Genomic DNA, 17,968 nt, shown 5'->3' with positions numbered 1-17,968 from the left:
ACCGGCCGCGCCTTTCAGCGTGCAAAGCCCGGTAGGCACAATCCATCGTGCCCGCGCCGGGCCAACGGCATGCCCGTACGCGATGACAGGCAATGCCAGCGTTGTGGCGGCGCAGGGCGCCGCGACCGGGGCAGTCTTACTTGCGGTTAAGCAGCAGACCGATCAGCAGGCCGACGCCGGCGGCTGCGCCAACGGCGCGCCACGGATGGTCGTGCACGTAGTCATCGGTAGCGCGTGCGGCGGCCTTGCTCTTGGTAACCACGGCGTCTTGCAGGTCCTGGGCTTTTTCCTTGGCTTGCTTCAGCAGGCCCATGCCACGCTCGCGCAGTTCGGCAGCCTTTTCGCCGGTGGTCGACGCCGCTTGCTTCAGCAGTTCTTCGGCGTCGGACAGAACGGTCTTGACATCGCTCATCAGTTTCTCCTGTTTGCGGGCGGTTGGTTCGGTTTGTGCGGTTTCTGACATTTTGCCTTCTTGCGAGAGTAACGGCACGCGTTGTCTGTTACTTAGCATATGTGGCGGGTACCTGTGGTTTCAAGACCACGACGGCGATAAGGGCAAAATCGCGTCATATTTGCAGCGCCCGCCCTCGGCACCGCGCTATATGACTTGGAGTGATTTTGTAGTGACTTTATATTCGTTTGGGTTCGATCGCAATGCGGATACTCTGGTTCCACGCATTTTTCAGGAGACAAAGCATGGCATTGCGCCTGGGCGATCTCGCCCCCGACTTCGAGCAGGATTCCAGTGAAGGCCGTATCCGTTTCCATGACTGGCTCGGCGAAAGCTGGGGAGTGCTGTTCTCGCATCCGGCGGACTACACGCCGGTGTGCACCACGGAACTGGGCCTGACCGCAAAGCTCCGGGACGAATTCGCGCGCCGTGGCGTGAAGGCCATTGCACTGTCGGTGGACGGTGTCGAGTCCCATAAAGGATGGATTCAGGACATCAACGAGACGCAATCCACCACGGTCAACTTCCCGATCCTGGCCGATGGCGACCGCAAGGTGTCCCAGCTTTACGACATGATTCACCCGAACGCGAACGAGACCCTGACGGTGCGCTCGCTGTTCATCATCGACCCGAAAAAGAAGGTACGCCTGATCATCACGTATCCGGCGAGCACAGGGCGCAATTTCAACGAGATCCTGCGCGTCATCGATTCGCTGCAGCTCACGGACAACCACAGTGTGGCCACGCCCGGCAACTGGCAGGACGGCGATGACGTGGTGATCGTCCCGTCGCTGAAGGACGAGGCGGTGATCCGCGAGAAATTCCCGAAAGGCTACAAGGCCGTGCGGCCCTATCTGCGGCTCACGCCGCAACCGAACAAATGAACCCGGCCCCGCTTGAGGCGGGGCCGCGGTTCAGGACAGGTGTTTTATCGACGGGGGCAGCCTCGTCGTCTCCTTGGTAGTGTGTTTCGCCCGGCCTCGCAGCCGGGCTTTTTTTATTATGGAGTGCCTGTCGGGCGTGAGGCTTCGATCAGAAGAAGGCCTGCAGGCCGGTCTGGGCACGGCCCAGGATCAGCGCATGGATGTCGTGCGTGCCTTCGTAGGTGTTGACCACTTCCAGGTTCACCACGTGGCGGATCACGCCGAACTCGTCCGAGATGCCATTGCCGCCGAGCATGTCGCGCGCCACGCGGGCGATATCGAGCGACTTGCCGCACGAGTTGCGCTTCATGATCGAAGTGATCTCGACCGCCGCGGTGCCTTCGTCCTTCATGCGGCCCAGACGCAGGCAGCCTTGCAGGCCCAGCGTGATCTCGGTCTGCATGTCGGCCAGCTTCTTCTGCACCAGCTGGGTCTGCGCCAGCGGGCGGCCGAACTGCTTGCGGTCCAGCGTGTACTGGCGCGCGGTATGCCAGCAGAATTCCGCGGCGCCCAGTGCGCCCCAGGCGATGCCGTAGCGCGCCGAGTTCAGGCAGGTGAACGGACCCTTCAGGCCCTTCACGCCCGGCATGAGGTTCTCTTCCGGCACGAAGACCTGGTCGAGCACGATTTCGCCGGTGATCGAGGTACGCAGGCCGACCTTGCCGTGGATGGCCGGGGCGCTCAGGCCCTTCCAGCCCTTTTCCAGGATGAAGCCGCGGATGTCTTCCTTGCCGTCTTCACCCATCAGCTTGGCCCAGACCACGAACACGTCGGCGATGGGCGAGTTGGTGATCCACATCTTGGCGCCGCTCAGCTCGTAGCCGCCGTCGACCTTCTTGGCGCGGGTGACCATCGAGCCCGGGTCGGAGCCGTGGTTCGGTTCGGTCAGGCCGAAGCAGCCGATCCATTCGCCGGTGGCCAGCTTGGGCAGGTACTTCTGCTTCTGGGCTTCGCTGCCGAATTCATAGATTGGCACCATCACCAGCGACGACTGCACGCTCATCATCGAGCGGTAGCCCGAATCCACGCGCTCGACTTCGCGCGCGACCAGGCCGTAGCTGACGTAGTTCAGGCCCGGGCCGCCGTATTGCTCGGGGATGGTCGGACCGAGCAGGCCCAGTTCGCCCATCTCGCGGAAGATTTCCACGTCGGTCTTTTCATTGCGGAACGACTGCAGGACGCGCGGCATCAGCTTGTCCTGGCAATACGAGGCCGCGGCGTCGCGGATCATGCGCTCGTCGGCGGTCAGTTGCTGGTCCAGCAGCAGGGGATCGGCCCAGTGGAATTCGGCGTTGGCAGCCATGCAGGTCTCCTTCGGTAGAGCAGGGCACCGCTGCCAGGCGCTGTGTGGCGCGCCCGTCCCAGCGGTAATCCGGGGAATCGGTGGAATTTTCAGGTTCCGCATTGCGGAACTGTGTTCCGTTCGATTAGTATATCGCAATGCGTTCGCCATGCAAGCGGCTGGAACACTAGGGTGTTCGATTGTCGCGCGTTGCGCCGGACCTCCAACAGGAGCCAGCCTTGAGCAGCCTTTCTCCCGACATCCCGCCCGCTGTGTCCGCCCCGGCGGCGCGCGACAGCGATCCCAATTTCGTCACCGCACTGGCGCGCGGCCTGGAACTGCTGCGCTGCTTCCGCACTGGCGAAGCCATGCTGGGCAACCAGGATTTCGTGCGCCGCACCGGCTTCCCCAAGGCTACGGTGAGCCGGCTGGCCGGTACGCTGGTCCAGCTCGGCTACCTGCGCTATGACGAAAGCCTGGGCAAGTACGCGCTCGATGCGGGCGTGCTGGCGCTGGGCTATGCCTACCTGTCGGCGTCGGACGTGGTGATGCTGGCGCGTCCGCACATGCTGGCATTCGCGCAGTCGTATGGGGTGTCCGTGTCGCTCGGCAAGCGCGAGCGCATGGAGGTGATCTACCTGGAGTCGATCCGCAATGATGCCGGCGTGATGCTGGGGCTGGGCGTGGGGTCTCGGCTCTCGCTGGTCTCCAGCTCGATGGGGCGCGCGTATCTGTCGGCGCTCCCGGCGGGTCGGCGGGAAAGGGTGCTGGCGGAGTTCAGCCAGGCCTTTCCCGAGCAGTGGAAGCTGCAGGAGGCGCCTACGCGCGCGGCGCTGGAGGAAGCGGAGCGCCGCGGCTATTCGTCATCGTTCCGCGACTGGCATCCGGCCATCCATGCCTGTGCGGTGGCTTTCCGGCCGGTGGGGGAGAAGGAGCTGCATATGCTGAGCTGCAGCGCGTCCTACGGAACCGTGGAGGAGTCTGTTTTCCACGCGACCCTGGCGCCCGCATTGAAGGCGCTGGCCGCGCGGCTGTCGGACCCGGCCGGTTGAAGCGGGGGTCGGCGGATCGTTTCAGAGGTCCGTGCGCAGCTTCCACAGTTCCGGGAACAGCACCACGTCGAGCATCTTGCGCAGGTAGCTCACGCCCTCGGTGCCGCCGGTGCCGCGCTTGAAGCCGATCACGCGCTCGACCGTGGTCACATGGCGGAAGCGCCATTGGCGGAAAGAGTCCTCCAGGTCGACAAACTTCTCGCCGAGTTCGTACAGTTCCCAGTGCGCGTTCGGATTGCGGTAGACCTCGAGCCACGCCGCCTCGATCGAAGCGTTGTAGGCAGTCGGCCGGCTCCAGTCGCGCTCGACGCAGTCGGCGTCGATGGCAAAGCCGCGGCGTGCCATCAGGCGGATCGCTTCATCGTACAGCGAAGGCGTCTTCAGCGCCGTCTCCACCAACGCCAGGTGTTCAGCGCGGTGCGCATGCGGACGCAGCATGGCCGCGTTCTTGTTGCCCAGGATGAATTCGATCTCGCGATACTGGTACGACTGGAAGCCTGACGACATGCCCAGGTAGGGCCGCATCGCCGAGTACTCCGGCGGCGTCATGGTGGCCAGCACGTTCCACGCCTGCACCAGCTGGTCCATGATGCGCGACACGCGCGTCAGCATCTTGAAGGCCGGCGGCAGCGTGTCTTCCCGCACCGAGGCACGCGCCGCGCGCAGCTCATGCAGCATCAGCTTCATCCACAGCTCGGTGGTCTGGTGCTGCACGATGAAGAGCATCTCGTTGTGGTCCGGCGAGAGCGGATGCTGCGCGCTCAGGATCTGGTCCAGGCCGAGATAGTCGCCGTAGCTCATGTCCTTGGCGAAGTCCATCTGCGCGCCATGCCATCGGTCGCCTTGCTTGTCCTGGGCGTCCCGCCCTGCGGTGCCCGACATCGGGCATCCCTTGAATTCGCTCATGGTTGGCTCCGCTTTCAGGTCACCGCGCCGCGCGCATGGAAGCGCGCATCGCGGTAGGTTTCGGTATCGAGGACGTCGCGCAGCGTTTCCACCGCGTCCCACACCTCGGTAAAGCTCGTGTACAGCGGCGTGAAGCCGAAGCGGATGATGCGCGGCTCGCGGTAGTCGCCGATCACGCCGCGCTCGATCAGCGCCTGCATCACGGCATAGCCTTCCGGATGTTCGAAGCTGACCTGGCTGCCGCGGCGTGCATGCTCGCGCGGCGTGACCAGCGTCAGCGGATGGTGGCGGCAGCGCGCTTCCACCAGTGCGATAAACAGGTCGGTCAACTGCAGCGACTTGGTGCGCAGGGCGGACATATCGGTCTGCGCGAAGATGTCCAGGCCGCATTCGACCATGGCCATCGACGTGATCGGCTGCGTGCCGCACAGGAAGCGGCGCACGCCGTCGACGGGGCGGTATTGAGGATCCATCGCGAACGGCGCGGCATGGCCCCACCAGCCCGACAGCGGCTGCCAGAAGGCATCGCGCAGCGCGGGTGCGACCCAGACGAAGGCCGGCGAGCCCGGGCCGCCGTTGAGGTACTTGTAGGTGCAGCCGATCGCGTAGTCGGCCTTCGACGCGTTCAGCGCCACCGGCACGGCGCCGGCCGAATGGCACAGGTCCCACACCGTCACCGCGCCGCGCGCATGGGCCAGCTCGGTGAAGGCCGCCATGTCGAGCATCTCGCCGGTCTTGTAGTTGACGTGCGTGAGCATCAGCACGGCGGTGTCGGCGCCGACGGCCGCTTCGATCTCGGCCGGCGAATTCACCAGGCGCAGCGAATAGCCGTCCTGCAGCAGGTCGGCCAGGCCCTGGGCGATGTACAGGTCGGTCGGGAAATTGCTCGCTTCGGACACGATCACCTTGCGCGACGGATCGCATGCGGCCTGCACGCGCAGCGCGGCGGCCAGCACCTTGAACAGGTTGATCGAGGTGGTGTCGGTGACGACCACTTCGTTCTCGCCGGCGCCGACAAGCGGCGCCACCATATTGCCCAGCCGCTGCGGCAGCTCGAACCAGCCGGCGGTGTTCCAGCTGCGGATCAGGCCGGTGCCCCATTCCTCGCTGACGACTTCGGCGGCGCGCGCGGCGGCGGCACGCGGACGTGCGCCCAGCGAATTGCCATCGAGATAGATCACGCCATCAGGCAGCGCGAACTGGTCGCGCAGGGCGCGCAGGGGGTCTTGCTGGTCGAGCAACAGGCATTGCTCGCGGGTGAGTGCGGTCATGTCGGCGTGGGGCAAGGGATTGCGGAAAGGTGTTTAGTCAAGGCTGCGCAGCACGGCGCGCACCGGGCTGGCGTCGAGCCCGGCAAAGCGCAACGGCAGCGCGATCAGTTCGTAGTCGCCTTCGGCGACGGCATCGAGCACCAGACCTTCGAGGATGGCGAGCCCGTGGCGGCGCACGGCACGGTGCGCGTCCATGGTCTTGGATTCCTGCGGGTCCAGCGACGGCGTGTCGATGCCGATCAGCTGCACGCCGTGCGCGGCAAGTAGTGCGATGGTTTCCGGCGCGACGGCGCAGAAGCCGGCGTCCCATTGTTCAAGCGGAGCGCGCGCGTAGGTGCGCAGCAGCACGCGTGGCGGCAGGGCGTCCAGCGCGTGCTCCAAGTGGTGCGGCGCGACCACCGGCGTGGCGCCCACGCAGTGAATCACGCGGCAGCGTCCGAGGTAGGGCGTCAGCCCTACGGCCCCGATGGGCGCGCCATCCGCGGCATAGTGCAGCGGCGCATCCGCATGCGCGCCGGTGTGCGGAGACAACGTGATGCGGCCCACGTTCACGGGGCAGTGTTCATCCATCTGCCAGGCGGCTTCCTGCTGGAACGGCGTGTCGCCCGGCCAGACAGGCGTGGCGGGCGAAAGCGGTGGGCTGATGTCCCACAGCCTGCGGCTGTCGGCGGGCGGGGCGGGGCGGTTGGTCATGTCTGCACGGCTGCCGCTGCGCGGTGCCTGTGTCGTCGTCGATGACGGCATGATAGTCAAAAAAACCGGCAAGAGGCTTGCGAAATCACGGTAGAATCCGCGTGATTTCGCATAAAATTCGATTTAAGTGAGAAATAACGCTGGAATATTCGAATGAATCTCGATCCCATCGATCTGCGCATTCTCGAGTGCCTTCAGGAGCACGGCCGCATCAGCAACCAGGACCTGGCCGACCGCGTGGCGCTATCGCCGTCGGCGTGCCTGCGGCGCGTGCGCTTGCTGGAAGATTCGGGGGTGATCGGCGGCTACCGGGCCTGGTTCGATGCCGAGCGGCTGGGACTGGAACTGGAAGCGATCGTGCAGGTCTCGATGCGGCACGACGTGGAAGGCTGGCATGACACCTTCATCGCGGCCGTGCAGGCGTGGCCCGAAGTGCTGTCGGCCTACATCATCACCGGCGACAGCAATTACATCCTGCGCGTGCAGGCGCGCAACCTGAAGCACTACTCGGATTTCATCGTGAACCGGCTGTACCGCACGCCCGGTGTGATGGATATCCGCTCCAACATCGTGCTGCAACGGATCAAGACCGACAGTTCGCCGCTGGCCGTGCTGAAGTCCGCGGATACTGCGGGAACCTGAGCGGGCAGCGCCAGGGCGGCGCCGCTGCCGTCAGTCTTCGAGGGGCGAGGTGGTCGAAAAGGCGCCGTTCTGGAACACCAGCGGCGGTTCGTGGCTGCCGAGCACGCCGCAGCGCTCGACTTCGCCGACGAAGATGATGTGGTCGCCTTCGTCATAGCGGCTGCGATTGTGGCATTCGAACCACGCGAGGGCATTGCCAAGGATCGGCAGGCCATTCTCCGACAGCCGGTAATCAACGCCCGCGAAGCGGTCGCCCTTGAGCGTGGAGAAGCGTTTGCACAGGTCGAGCTGCGAGGCTGACAGCACGTTGACGATGTAGTGCGAGCCGTCGCGGAACATCGGCAGGCTGTTGGCGCGCGTGGCCATGCTCCACAGCACCAGCGGTGGATCCATCGACACGGAATTGAAGGAACTGGCCGTGATGCCGATGAACGGCGGCGCCCCGGCGGCCACGGATGCGGCGCTTGCGCGCGTCGTGATGACCGTCACGCCGGTCGCGAACTGCGACAGCGTGCGGCGGAAATGGATCGAATCGAAATCCGGCGATGCGGCCTGGCCGGTCTCCCGCGGCGGGGCTTCAGGCATGCCCATCGCAAGGGCTCCACTGGCGGTCATGATGATTCATAGTTGGGGTCGCGGCGACAGGGACAAGATCCGCCCGGCTGTGCGCTGGCGTCGGTGTGGCAGGCAACGTTGGCGGCAAGGAATTTAGGGGCTGCGCCTCGATGTCGCGCTGCGCAACGATGTGCCCTATCGTTGGCAGATTCTTGAGAATTGTAGCGGGTTTGGCCATACGCTGCGTCGCGAGGGCCGCAATACGGTTCGCCCGCTACGGAGAAGCCGCAGGCAGATTGCCTTATCTGCGCTTATGCTTAAGACCGTCAGGTCGACAAACGCATGGATCCCGGGGGGCGGCGAACATGGAACACGAACTGGAGACGGCGACGCTGGGTGGAGGGTGTTTCTGGTGCCTTGAGGCGGTGTACCAGCTAGTGAACGGCGTGCGCGCCGTGGAGTCCGGCTATACCGGCGGGCATGTCAGCCATCCGACCTATCAGCAGGTCAGCGAGGGCGATACCGGTCATGCCGAAGTCGTTCGGGTGACCTTCGACCCCGCCGTCATCAACTTCCGCGAGATCATCGAGATCTTCTTCGCGATCCACGATCCGACCACTATCAACCGGCAGGGCAACGACGTGGGGCCGCAGTACCGCTCCGTCATCTTCACGCACTCCGAGGCGCAGCGTGCCGTGGCCGAGTACGTCATGCGGGAACTGGTCGCCAACAAGACCTTCGACGCACCTATCGTGACGCAGATTGAGCCGGAACAGCCTTACTGGCGTGCCGAGGCCAGCCACCAGAATTATTTCCAGGACCATCCGAGCCAGGGGTACTGCGCCTTTGTCATCTCGCCGAAGCTGGCGAAGTTCCGCGAGCGCTTCGCGGACAAGCTGCGCCGCTAGCGTTCGTTTAGCGGCTGGCGGCTTCACAGGCGCTCAGCGATCGCCTCGGCCAGCCGCGCGCATGTCAGGGGCGCCGAGCCCTCCGCCTTGTTGCTGATGATGACGGTCGCGCTCTGGCCGGCACGCAGGGTCCGCACGACCAGGTCCGCGATGGCCTCGCGCGTTTCGGGGTCTTCATCCACCAGGCGATTGAACGGCGAATAGATCGATTCAGCGACTTCGTACGGGCGGCCGGCATGCAGCATCCAGCGCAGCACCAGCGGGCCGGGCGCGTCGGCATCCATCAAGGCTTGCGCCGAGGCCTGGCGATGCACGGGCGGGAGCCGGTCGCGCGCCGAGAGGCAAAAACGCACGCCGTGCCGGCGCAGCAGCTTGATGTAGCGCGGCGTCAGCAGGACCGGGTCGCGCATCTCCACCGCATAGCAGGCATGCGGCGTGATGGAGGGGTCCAGCCGCGGCAACGCGCCAAGGAAGCTGTCGAGCCGTTCGAGGAAAGCCGCGCCGTCATTGGCCAGGCTGCCCAGCGGCGAAAGCTGGAACAACAGCGGGCCGCACCTGGCACCTAATCCGGTGGTGGCTGGCGTGATGAAATCACGGATGGCGATTTCGGCGTCCAGGAAGGCGGCATTGGCCAGCCGGCCGACACCGTCCGACCCGCGCAGCCACGCATCGCACACGCTGGCGGGCGCCTTCACCAGGAAGCGAAAGGACTCGGGAACCTGCGCGGCGTAAGACAGGTAGTCCGCCAGCGGGATCGGGCCGTAGAAGCCGCGGTCGATGCCGGCTGCGCGCAGCAGCGGATGTTTCGAGTACGCGGCCAGGCCCTTGCGCGAGAGCAGGCTGTCGCCGTACTCGCCGTCATAGACCAACCCGTTCCAGCCGTTGTAGGACCACGACGAGGTGCCGAGATAGAGATTGGACGGCAGCTGTTTTCCGAGTGCATCGAGCGCGGGATCGGGCCGTGCCGGCAGGACGGATTTGCCGCGGGAGGGCTTGCTTGCGGTGTCCGCGTCACCGCCGTCGGCGGCGCGCGGGGGCGGCGAAACTGGCGGAAGCAGCTCGCCGAACAGGTCTTCAGTCAATCGTTCAGGCCAATCGGATGGTCATAGATATAGCGGCGCGACCACGGTATCGCGGACGAGGCCTCGCCCGCCTTGTGGCACACGACCTGGTAGATCGACATCTGGTCCGCATCGAAGGCGTGCGCGCAGCCAGCCAGGTAGACGCGCCAGATACGGTACTTTTTCTCGCCCACCATGTCGCGGATGGCGCCGGAATGGGCTTCGAAGTTCTCGGCCCAGTGCCGCAGCGTCTGCGCATAATGGCGGCGCAGCAGCTCCACGTCAAATGCTTCGAGGCCGCCTTCCTGCATGGTCTTCAGCACCAGCCCGATATGCGGCAGCTCTCCCTGCGGAAATACATAGCGGTCCATGAACTCGGACCCGTCCATCGGCGCATCGCTGGGATCGGGCACCGTGATGCCGTGGTTCATGGCGACGCCGTGGTCGGCCAGCAACTCGCGCATGCGACCGAAATAAGCGGGCAGGTTCTTCTTGCCCACGTGCTCGAACATGCCGACGCTGGTGATGCGATCGAACGTGCCCGTGATATCCCGATAGTCCTGCAGGCGGATCTCGATCCTGTCGGACAGGCCTGCCGCCTTGACGCGCGCGGTAGCCAGGTCGAACTGGTTCTGCGACAGCGTGATGCCGACGCATTGCGCGCCGAACTTCTGCGCGGCGCGTAGCACGAGCGCACCCCAGCCGCAGCCGATATCCAGCAGCGTCTGCCCCGGTTGCAGGCGGATCTTGGTCAGGATGTGATCGATTTTCTTGCGCTGCGCCGTGGCAAGATCTTCATTGCCGTGTTCAAAGTACGCACAGGAATAGACCATGTTCGGGTCCAGCCACTGGCTGTAGAACTCGTTGGACACGTCGTAGTGGTACTGGATCGCGTTCTTGTCTTCCTGCTTGGTGTGCGTGAAATGATGCGCCACCTTGGCCAGCGCGCCGCCGGCGCGCCGCTTGGCCGCCGCCGAGAAGCGGTAGCCGACGTCGATGATGTCGGTGAGCTTGCCGTCCAGGTCGATCTTCTCCTGGACATAGGCTTCGCCCAGGTTGTCCAGGCTGGGTGTGAGCAGCAGGGGCAGGGCACCTGCCTCGCGCACCGTCAGCGTCACGTCGGGCTTGTCGTAGCGACCCAGCGGATATTCGCTGCCATTCCACAGGCGTAGCTTGACGGGCAGGTTGGCGTGCTCGCGCAGATCGGCGATCCAGCTGTCCAGTTGCTTGTCGAGTGCTTGCTTGAAGAACATGCGCGTTACCTCCTGTCGTTGCGGCACACGTTGCGGAACGAAGGCGCAGAGCGATAACAAGCAGGGTCGTCTTTGCCCGGCGCAGCCCGGTCGCGGTAACGGGCGTGTTCAAGGCCGCCGCGTGAGCATGGCGCTACGCGGTGCCTGACACACTCCCAAAGCGACGCTTATCCCACTTTAGGACAATTCGCCGAAATGTGCTGTGCACCCATCAGGGAGACAGCCGCACGATCTTCCAGCCGTCGGCAGCGTCCAGCCGGTACGCGATGCGGTCATGCAGGCGCGACGGCCGGCCCTGCCAGAATTCGAGCGCGGTTGGAACCAGGCGGTAGCCGCCCCAGTGTGCCGGGCGGGGCGGGTTCTCGCCAAACTTGGCGCGGTACTCGGATTCGCGCTGCTCCAGCACATCGCGTCCAGGCACCTCCCGGCTTTGCTCAGAGGCCCAGGCGCCAAGCCGCGAGCCCAGCGGCCGCGAGGCGTAGTACGCGTCGCTCTCGTCGTCCTCGACCTTTTCCACGCGCCCTTCCACTCGCACCTGGCGCTCAAGCTGCACCCAATGGAACAGCAGCGCGGCGCGCGGGTTGGCGGCGAGGTCAAGCCCTTTGCGGCTCTCGTAGTTGGTAAAGAAGGTAAAGCCCTTCTCGTCCATGCCTTTGAGAAGCACGATGCGTGCCGAAGGCTGGCCGTCGGCGCCGACGGTGGCCAGCGTCATCGCATTGGGCTCGGGGAGCTTGGCGGTCACGGCCTCGTCGAACCAGCGTTTGAACTGGGCCATCGGGTCGGCCGCCACTTCCGATTCGTTCAGGGAGCCCAGGACATAGGTACGGCGGAGGTCAGCGAGTTGAGTCATGTCGCATTCGGTTGGAATCAGCCGGAAAGCCGGTTGATTTCAGTATAGCGAATGCGCTGCAAGCCGCATTTGTGTGCCGGCAAATCAATGCGACGGCGGCGCAAGTTTCGCTGGCGCGGGGCGTGACTGCCGCCGTGAATAGAGGCCCGCCATGCCCATGGCGCCCGCCATGGACAGGAAGATGGGCAGCATGCCCAGCGCCGTGCCGACCACGCCGAACGTGAGCGGCCATACCACCTGGCTGGTGTTGAGTACCGCCGAGCGCAATCCCAGCGCCTCGCCGGCACGGCCGCTGGGCGAGGCCGTGTGAAGGATGTTCATGACATTGGGCTGGGCACTGCCCAGGGCCAGGCCAAGGATGAAGGCCAGGCCGCACATCATCCAGAATTGGGCGACGAACGGGTAGGCCAGGTAGGCCGATGCGCCCACCATCAGCGCGATACGGATGATCTTCCACTCCGACAGGCGGCGCGACACCATCGGCATGGCCACGCGAATCGCGAACGTGGCGATGGCGAACGCGCCCAGCACCCAGCCGATCGCCGATGGCGACAGGCCGATGCGCGAGCCCTGGATCGGAATCAGGAACGCGTGCAGGTCCCAGGCGGCCGACAGGACCGCGCTGGCGACAAAGACGGCGCGAAGTTCGGGATGCTGCAGCAGGTCCAGCGTGGAGCGGCGGCTGCCATCTTCGATGGCGATGCGACCGGCGTTGCCACCCTGCGGGGGCAGGCGTGGGCGCACCCATTGCAGTCCGGCCTGTCCGGCCAGCGCGACCGCGACCAGCACCAGGAACGCAGGCCGGAATCCCGCATGCTCGATCACGTAACCCATCACCACCGGACCGAGCGTGCCCGACACCGACATGCCGAGCGCGTGCAGCGTGTAGTTGCGCAGGCGCGTGTCATTGGTGGAAACCTGGCCGATCAGCAACTGCATCGCCACCTGGACGAGCATGAAACCCACGCCGATCAGCGCGCAGGAAACGTAGAGCGCGGCAATCTCCTGCCATACCGCCGGCAGCAGCGTGCCCGCCACGACCATCAGCGAGCCCGCCATCATCGGCTTGCGCGGACCGATCTCGTCAATGCGCTTGCCGGCACGGATCGCGAGCAGCATGGGCAGCAGCGCGTAGAGCGACATCAGCAAGCCCAGCGTCACGGTCGACGCCTTCAGGGAAATGGCAAACAGGGACACCACCACGCGGCTGGCATTGAACGCCACGTGGTTGCACACCGTCAGTGCGATCAGCCAGCTGATCGGCGGGACGGCGGCATGGGGCAGCGTCATGGGGCGGGCGGCGAATTCGGCTTTTTGTTGCCGGTTGCAGCAAGCAACAAAAAAACAAGGGCGGCCATGGGCCGCACCTTCGGAAGGGCGCCGTCGCCGGCACCCGGAGTGTGCCATTTGTTTGATACATCTTGTAAATGGCCGTTTAATTATGCGCCCACTGTGGGCGTGGCACAACGCAGAATCGACCTTTACCGAAAATTCACGCCAGGATTGTTGTGAATTTGCAGCGATGAAGGCCGAGTGCGTCAACCGCCCTTGTAGAGCTCGGTGTCGTTGGCGGGGCGGTTGACCGGCGGCGCCGCAGGCTGGCGCGCCGGTGACCGGGCTCCGTCGGCGGCTTGCTGGGCCGGCGGGGTGGTAGCCGACTGCGCCTGCTCAGCCTGCTTGGCTTGCCCCTTCGCGCTGTCTGGCTGCCCCGGCTTGCGCAGTTCCGCGGCCACGGCACTGGCCGCGTTGGGCGCCTTCGGGTCGCGGTAGGTCTTGCCCGGCGGCGGTGCGCTCGGCCGATCGTGCAGTTCCGCCAGCAGGCGGCCGCATTGGTTTTCCTTCGAGGACGACAGGTCCACCAATGGCACCACGGCTGTAGCTACGGGCGCAGCGAGCGCCAGGGCCAGCGCACCGCCGGCCCGCAGCGCGAGTATGCCGATGTCCGGGCTGACGCGCGGCTTCTTCAGCGTACCGCCGACATAGAGCGGCGAGCGCAGCGAGAAGATTCGCATACCCTTCGAGTCAGGGTGGATCGTCATCGCCAGCTTTTCACTGTTCAGGTCGATTGCGCCGACGGCATTGATTTCGGCGTCCTGCGTATCGAGTGTGAACGTGCGCGCGCGCGCGATGCCGTTGGTGAAGGCGAAATCGCCGACGCCGCAGTTGATCTGCACGGGTTTGTCGCCGAACAGCTTCGAGATGATGACGCTCCCCACGTTAAGGCCCATCGCTTCCAGCAGGAACTTGCTCACCGTGCCGTTTTCCACCAGCAGCTTGGCTTCGCCGTTGGAGGATGCCAGCAGCGCACCCACCGAATTCCCGGCTGCCGACAGCTTGGCGCTGCCGTTCATTTCGCCGATGCTGGCGCGCATCGACTGCACCGTCGGGAACAGCTGCTTGAGCTTGAGATGACGCGCGCGCATGTCGATCTTCGCGCCCATCGGCTCGCGCTTGCCGTCGAGCTGGATGGTGGACACGAGGTTGCCGCCGGCCACGCCGAAGTTGAGCGGGTCGAGCAGCAGCACGGCATCCGTGAGCTTCACGTGCGTCACCAGGTCGGTAATCGGCAGACGTTCATCGCGGATGATCCGCTTGCCGGTGAAGTGCACGTCGGCATCGATGGCGTCCCAGCGCTCGGTGCGGAAGGGAGCCACCGGCAGGGCCTTGTCGGCTGGCTGCCGCACGTTGCTGTCCGGCGCCGCCTTGCCCGGCTTGGCGTTGGCGCCGATCAGCGGCGCCAGGTCGGCGAAGCGCAGCTCGTTGGAGACCAGCTTGCCCTCCAGCAGCGGCCGCGGCGCGCGTTGCGTGTAGGTCAGCGTGCCGCTCAGGTCGCTGCCGCCGACACGGCCGGTAAAGCCGCGGTACGCATAGACCGAGGCACCCTTGTGGATCGTCCCCACCAGGCGGCCGCGCGTTTCGTACGGCGGCGTGGACGGGAGCACGATGCCTGTCAGCGCGTACAGCTTGGCCATGCTGTCGCCCTGCAACTGCAGGTGGACATCGAGCGCAGCGAGATGCGCTGGATCGGTCAGCGTGCCTTCGACGACAGCCCGGGTCGCGCCGACGCGCACATCGGCCAGCAGCGGGAATGGTACGTTGATATTGCGCAGGCTCAGCACGTTGCCGGCTTTTCCGCTGGCATTGATGGTGGCTTCGTTATAGCGGCCCGTAGCCTTCCAGCGCAGGCCATAGCGCTGGTTGCCGGCTACGGCATTGGCCGGTGGACCGGACGCGGAAGGGACGCTTGCGGCCGATGGTGCAGGTCTGCCGGCCGGCGCGGAGGCGCTCGGCACGACCAGATCGCCGTCGCGCGCCTTGTCGTACACCGCTTCATTGCCAATGGTGTCGACCGTCGCCTGCAGGTCGATTTTCTGCGCCTGGTCGGACAGCGCCAGGTTGCCGCGAGAGAGCACGACTTCACCGATATCCAGGTGCCAGGAAGAAGGTTTTTTCTTGGGGCCGGTATCAAAGGTCCAGTTGTTGCGGTTGTCGGCCAGCCGTTCGAGCCATACCGCCGGGCTGTCGATGACGATGGTCGGCACCGCGATCTCGTGGGACAGCAGCGGCAATGGGCGCAGCACGAAGATCAGCTCGCGTACGGTCGCGATGTTCGGCGACTGGGTCCAGTCCGGGTTGCCGACGGTGATGTCGCGCGCCGACAGCCGGGGCCACGGGACAAACGTATGCCAGCCGGTCTCGCCTTCGGCGGAGCGCCAGGTGACGGTGAGGTCGCCGTTGATCGCGAACGGGCGACCAATGGCGTCCGATACCCGCTCGTTCAGCCAGGGCTTGAAGCGATTCCAGTCGAAGGTCAGGATCAGGACGAGTAGCAGGGCAATCAGCAGGATCGGCGTCAGCGCTGCCCAGAGAATGACCTTGCGGCGCACCGGCATGGGTAGTCTCCTGTGGGAGGGCGCCCGGCAACGGCAACCTGTGCGGCGGACGGGCCACTACGTCTATTGTATAGTTGCGCGCTTCGCTTACCTGTCGGGGGATGGCTGACACGGTGGCGTGCGCGCCATGCCACGCCAGCATGCTTTTCCACCCGCGTTGCCCGCACTGACTGCCAGCATGAACGACGCTGTCTCCCCCTCCCGCCAGCCCGGATTGCCCGAGCCGCTGATCCACGAAAGCACGGCCGATGACGATTACCACCGGCGCTTCGGTGGCGTGGCCCGGCTCTACGGCGCTGCCGGTCTGGCGCGGCTGGAAGCCGCCAGTGTCTGCGTGGTGGGCATCGGCGGCGTCGGCAGCTGGGCCGCCGAAGCGCTGGCGCGCAATGCGGTCGGGCGCATCACGCTGATCGACCTGGACCATATCGCGCTGTCCAATACCAACCGGCAGATCCACGCGCTTGGCGATGCCTACGGGCGTGCCAAGGTCGAGGCCATGGCCGAACGCATCCTGGCAATCAATCCGCGCTGCCGCGTCACGCAGGTCGATGACTTCGTCACGATCGACAACGTGGCCGGGCTGCTGGGCAGCGGCCATGACTACGTGATCGACGCCATCGACGCCGTGCGCGTCAAGACCGCCATGCTGGGCTGGGCGCGCCGCGAGGGCGTGCCCGTCATCACCTGCGGCGGAGCGGGCGGACAGTTCGACCCGACGCGCGTGCGCATCGACGACCTCGCCCGCACGATCCAGGATCCGCTACTGGCCAAGGTGCGCGGGAACCTGCGCAGGGACTGGGGCTTTCCACGCGACCCGAAGAAGAAGTTCGGCATTGCCGCGGTCTATTCGGACGAGCCGCTGCAATATCCCGAACCCGAGCAGCAGGCGTGCGAGATCGACGAAGCGCCGCCGGCAACGGCCGTGGCGCCGGCCTCGGGTCCGCAGGGGCTGGCCTGCGCGGGCTTTGGCTCCTCGGTGGCCGTGACCGCGGTGTTCGGCTTCGTGGCGGCGTCGGCCGTGATCGGCGCTATCGCCAGAGGCGGCGTCTAAGCGCTCAATGCGCGCAGCAGTGCGTCCATTTCCGCCTCGCCGGGCGCGAGGTTGTTGAAGTAGACGAGTTCGGGGTATTCCGCCGGCGCGGGCATAAAGCGGCGCGTGCGGTACGCATCCCAGTGCGCCAGCTTGTAGGCGTCATTGGGGTTGCCGCGGCGGACGATGCGGTCGTGCGCCTCGTCTTCCGGCAAGTGGACCCACACGATGTGGACGGCGGTTCCGGCCGGTACCTTGAGCCAGGCCGGATCATGAAGCTGGTGGGCTTTCACCTCGCGCGACAACGGGCCGATCACCAGCACGCTGATGCCAAGGGCCAGGTTTTCGCGCGCGGTGTCGAGCAGCCCCTGGTATTCCGGGTCGCGCAGGTTTTCCAGGTAAGCCGGGCTGTCCCGGTCATTCGGGTCGCCGGTGATGGCGGCCATGGCCGCTGCGCTGTAGCGGCCGTACAGCGTGTCCTTGTCGAGCAGGCAGAACGGCTCGCCGGTGGCCTGCATCAGCGGGCCGATCAGGCGATGCGCCAGGGTGGTCTTGCCGGTGCCGGCATGGCCGCAGAAGAAGATCAGTCGTGGCATCTGGGAAGTCTTGGCTCGGAGGGCCGCGGGGGCGGCGCAACGGGAAGCATAACCTCCCGCGCGTTCGGGGAGGATTTGCGCAACATCAGATGCCGCGGGACTGAATTCGGTATCCTTTCCGTTTCTTTTCGTGCCGCCCGCCGTGCCAGCCCCATCCATGGATACCAAAGACCAGCTTTCCACAGACGGCCTGCCCGCCCACCTCATGCTGGGCGAACCGGTCACCGATGCCACCCATGCGGAATTCGTGCAGTTGCTGGATGCCGTCGCGCGCGCGGACGACGCCGGTTTCCTGCCGGCCATGGACGAATGGATCGAGCACACGCGGCATCATTTCGCCCAGGAAGAAACCTGGATGGAGGCCATGGACTTCGGCCCGCGGCATTGCCATGCCGGCGAACACAAGCAGGTCCTGGCCGTGGCCCAGGCCGTGCGCGACAAAGTCGTCAGCGACGGGGAACTGGATCTTGGCCGCCGCCTGGTGGCCGAGCTGTCCGGCTGGTTCGACCACCACGTCAAGTCGATGGACACCATGATGGTCGAGCACATGCGCGAAAACGGCTTCACGCTGATCGAGGCACCGGCCGGCCAGCCGGCCTGAA

At 65.4% G+C, this 17,968-nt stretch carries 18 protein-coding genes; 6 read left to right on the top strand and 12 right to left on the bottom strand.

Annotation, left to right across the window (positions count from 1 at the left end; genetic code table 11):
• Positions 1-136: 136 nt before the first annotated feature.
• Positions 137-463, bottom strand: a complete 327-nt coding sequence (locus AC3FKG_RS00790) for an ElaB/YgaM/YqjD family protein (RefSeq protein ID WP_483711525.1) — start codon at positions 461-463, stop codon at positions 137-139.
• A 233-nt stretch (positions 464-696) separates the two neighbouring features.
• On the opposite strand from AC3FKG_RS00790, the gene AC3FKG_RS00785 reads away from it, so the two are divergent.
• The gene (locus AC3FKG_RS00785) at positions 697-1,335 is read left to right on the top strand and encodes a peroxiredoxin (protein WP_488673590.1); all 639 of its coding nucleotides are present in this window, start codon (positions 697-699) and stop codon (positions 1,333-1,335) included.
• A gap of 148 nt (positions 1,336-1,483) precedes the next feature.
• On the opposite strand, the gene AC3FKG_RS00780 is transcribed toward AC3FKG_RS00785, so the two are convergent.
• Positions 1,484-2,677, bottom strand: a complete 1,194-nt coding sequence (locus AC3FKG_RS00780; protein WP_483708862.1) for an acyl-CoA dehydrogenase — start codon at positions 2,675-2,677, stop codon at positions 1,484-1,486.
• Between the two features lie 218 nt (positions 2,678-2,895).
• Here AC3FKG_RS00780 and AC3FKG_RS00775 point away from each other — a divergent pair, with 218 nt between their 5' ends.
• On the top strand, positions 2,896-3,708 hold the full coding sequence (locus AC3FKG_RS00775; RefSeq protein WP_483708860.1) for an IclR family transcriptional regulator: 813 nt from the start codon (positions 2,896-2,898) through the stop codon (positions 3,706-3,708).
• A 21-nt stretch (positions 3,709-3,729) separates the two neighbouring features.
• Here AC3FKG_RS00775 and kynA read toward each other — a convergent pair whose 3' ends face one another.
• Genes kynA through kynB form a run of 3 tightly spaced genes read right to left on the bottom strand, consistent with a single transcriptional unit; the run spans position 3,730 to position 6,578 of the window.
• Positions 3,730-4,614, bottom strand: a complete 885-nt coding sequence (kynA, locus tag AC3FKG_RS00770; protein WP_483708859.1) for a tryptophan 2,3-dioxygenase — start codon at positions 4,612-4,614, stop codon at positions 3,730-3,732.
• A 14-nt stretch (positions 4,615-4,628) separates the two neighbouring features.
• Positions 4,629-5,885, bottom strand: a complete 1,257-nt coding sequence (kynU, locus tag AC3FKG_RS00765; RefSeq protein ID WP_488742171.1) for a kynureninase — start codon at positions 5,883-5,885, stop codon at positions 4,629-4,631.
• Between the two features lie 33 nt (positions 5,886-5,918).
• Positions 5,919-6,578: an arylformamidase gene (gene kynB / locus AC3FKG_RS00760; protein ID WP_483708857.1), complete on the bottom strand. Its 660-nt coding sequence runs from the start codon at positions 6,576-6,578 to the stop codon at positions 5,919-5,921.
• A gap of 153 nt (positions 6,579-6,731) precedes the next feature.
• Between kynB and AC3FKG_RS00755 the strand changes: the two genes are divergently transcribed.
• Positions 6,732-7,220: an Lrp/AsnC family transcriptional regulator gene (locus AC3FKG_RS00755; RefSeq protein WP_488742170.1), complete on the top strand. Its 489-nt coding sequence runs from the start codon at positions 6,732-6,734 to the stop codon at positions 7,218-7,220.
• A gap of 30 nt (positions 7,221-7,250) precedes the next feature.
• Here AC3FKG_RS00755 and AC3FKG_RS00750 read toward each other — a convergent pair whose 3' ends face one another.
• Positions 7,251-7,811: a flavin reductase family protein gene (locus AC3FKG_RS00750; RefSeq protein ID WP_483711524.1), complete on the bottom strand. Its 561-nt coding sequence runs from the start codon at positions 7,809-7,811 to the stop codon at positions 7,251-7,253.
• A gap of 329 nt (positions 7,812-8,140) precedes the next feature.
• Between AC3FKG_RS00750 and msrA the strand changes: the two genes are divergently transcribed.
• Positions 8,141-8,683: a peptide-methionine (S)-S-oxide reductase MsrA gene (msrA, locus tag AC3FKG_RS00745; protein ID WP_483708854.1), complete on the top strand. Its 543-nt coding sequence runs from the start codon at positions 8,141-8,143 to the stop codon at positions 8,681-8,683.
• 23 nt (positions 8,684-8,706) lie between these two features.
• On the opposite strand, the gene AC3FKG_RS00740 is transcribed toward msrA, so the two are convergent.
• From AC3FKG_RS00740 to AC3FKG_RS00720, 5 genes are all read right to left on the bottom strand, one after another.
• Positions 8,707-9,765 (bottom strand): DUF72 domain-containing protein, encoded by a 1,059-nt coding sequence (locus tag AC3FKG_RS00740; RefSeq protein ID WP_483708853.1) that lies wholly within the window; start codon positions 9,763-9,765, stop codon positions 8,707-8,709.
• Positions 9,762-10,997 carry a class I SAM-dependent methyltransferase gene (locus AC3FKG_RS00735; RefSeq protein ID WP_483708852.1) on the bottom strand — a complete coding sequence of 412 codons (1,236 nt, stop codon included), beginning with the start codon at positions 10,995-10,997 and terminating at the stop codon, positions 9,762-9,764. The genes AC3FKG_RS00740 and AC3FKG_RS00735 overlap by 4 nt, the downstream gene beginning before the upstream one ends.
• A gap of 211 nt (positions 10,998-11,208) precedes the next feature.
• On the bottom strand, positions 11,209-11,847 hold the full coding sequence (gene pdxH / locus AC3FKG_RS00730) for a pyridoxamine 5'-phosphate oxidase (RefSeq protein ID WP_488742169.1): 639 nt from the start codon (positions 11,845-11,847) through the stop codon (positions 11,209-11,211).
• An 84-nt stretch (positions 11,848-11,931) separates the two neighbouring features.
• Entirely contained in the window at positions 11,932-13,137 is a 1,206-nt protein-coding gene (locus AC3FKG_RS00725; protein WP_488742168.1) for an MFS transporter, read from the bottom strand.
• Between the two features lie 248 nt (positions 13,138-13,385).
• Positions 13,386-15,740 (bottom strand): AsmA family protein, encoded by a 2,355-nt coding sequence (locus tag AC3FKG_RS00720; RefSeq protein ID WP_483708848.1) that lies wholly within the window; start codon positions 15,738-15,740, stop codon positions 13,386-13,388.
• Between the two features lie 178 nt (positions 15,741-15,918).
• Here AC3FKG_RS00720 and tcdA point away from each other — a divergent pair, with 178 nt between their 5' ends.
• Positions 15,919-16,791, top strand: coding sequence for a tRNA cyclic N6-threonylcarbamoyladenosine(37) synthase TcdA (gene tcdA / locus AC3FKG_RS00715; RefSeq protein WP_483708847.1), 873 nt, complete (start codon positions 15,919-15,921; stop codon positions 16,789-16,791).
• On the opposite strand, the gene AC3FKG_RS00710 is transcribed toward tcdA, so the two are convergent.
• The gene (locus AC3FKG_RS00710; protein ID WP_488742167.1) at positions 16,788-17,366 is read right to left on the bottom strand and encodes a P-loop nucleotide/nucleoside kinase family protein; all 579 of its coding nucleotides are present in this window, start codon (positions 17,364-17,366) and stop codon (positions 16,788-16,790) included. The genes tcdA and AC3FKG_RS00710 overlap by 4 nt on opposite strands.
• Before the next feature lie 157 nt (positions 17,367-17,523).
• On the opposite strand from AC3FKG_RS00710, the gene AC3FKG_RS00705 reads away from it, so the two are divergent.
• Positions 17,524-17,967 carry a bacteriohemerythrin gene (locus AC3FKG_RS00705; protein ID WP_483708845.1) on the top strand — a complete coding sequence of 148 codons (444 nt, stop codon included), beginning with the start codon at positions 17,524-17,526 and terminating at the stop codon, positions 17,965-17,967.
• Position 17,968 lies beyond the last annotated feature (1 nt).

It is taken from the genome of Cupriavidus sp. 22TCCZM04-2, from assembly GCF_057798895.1.
The sequence above is the reverse complement of the archived record's forward strand: the minus strand, read 5'-3'. Positions and strand labels throughout refer to the sequence as shown.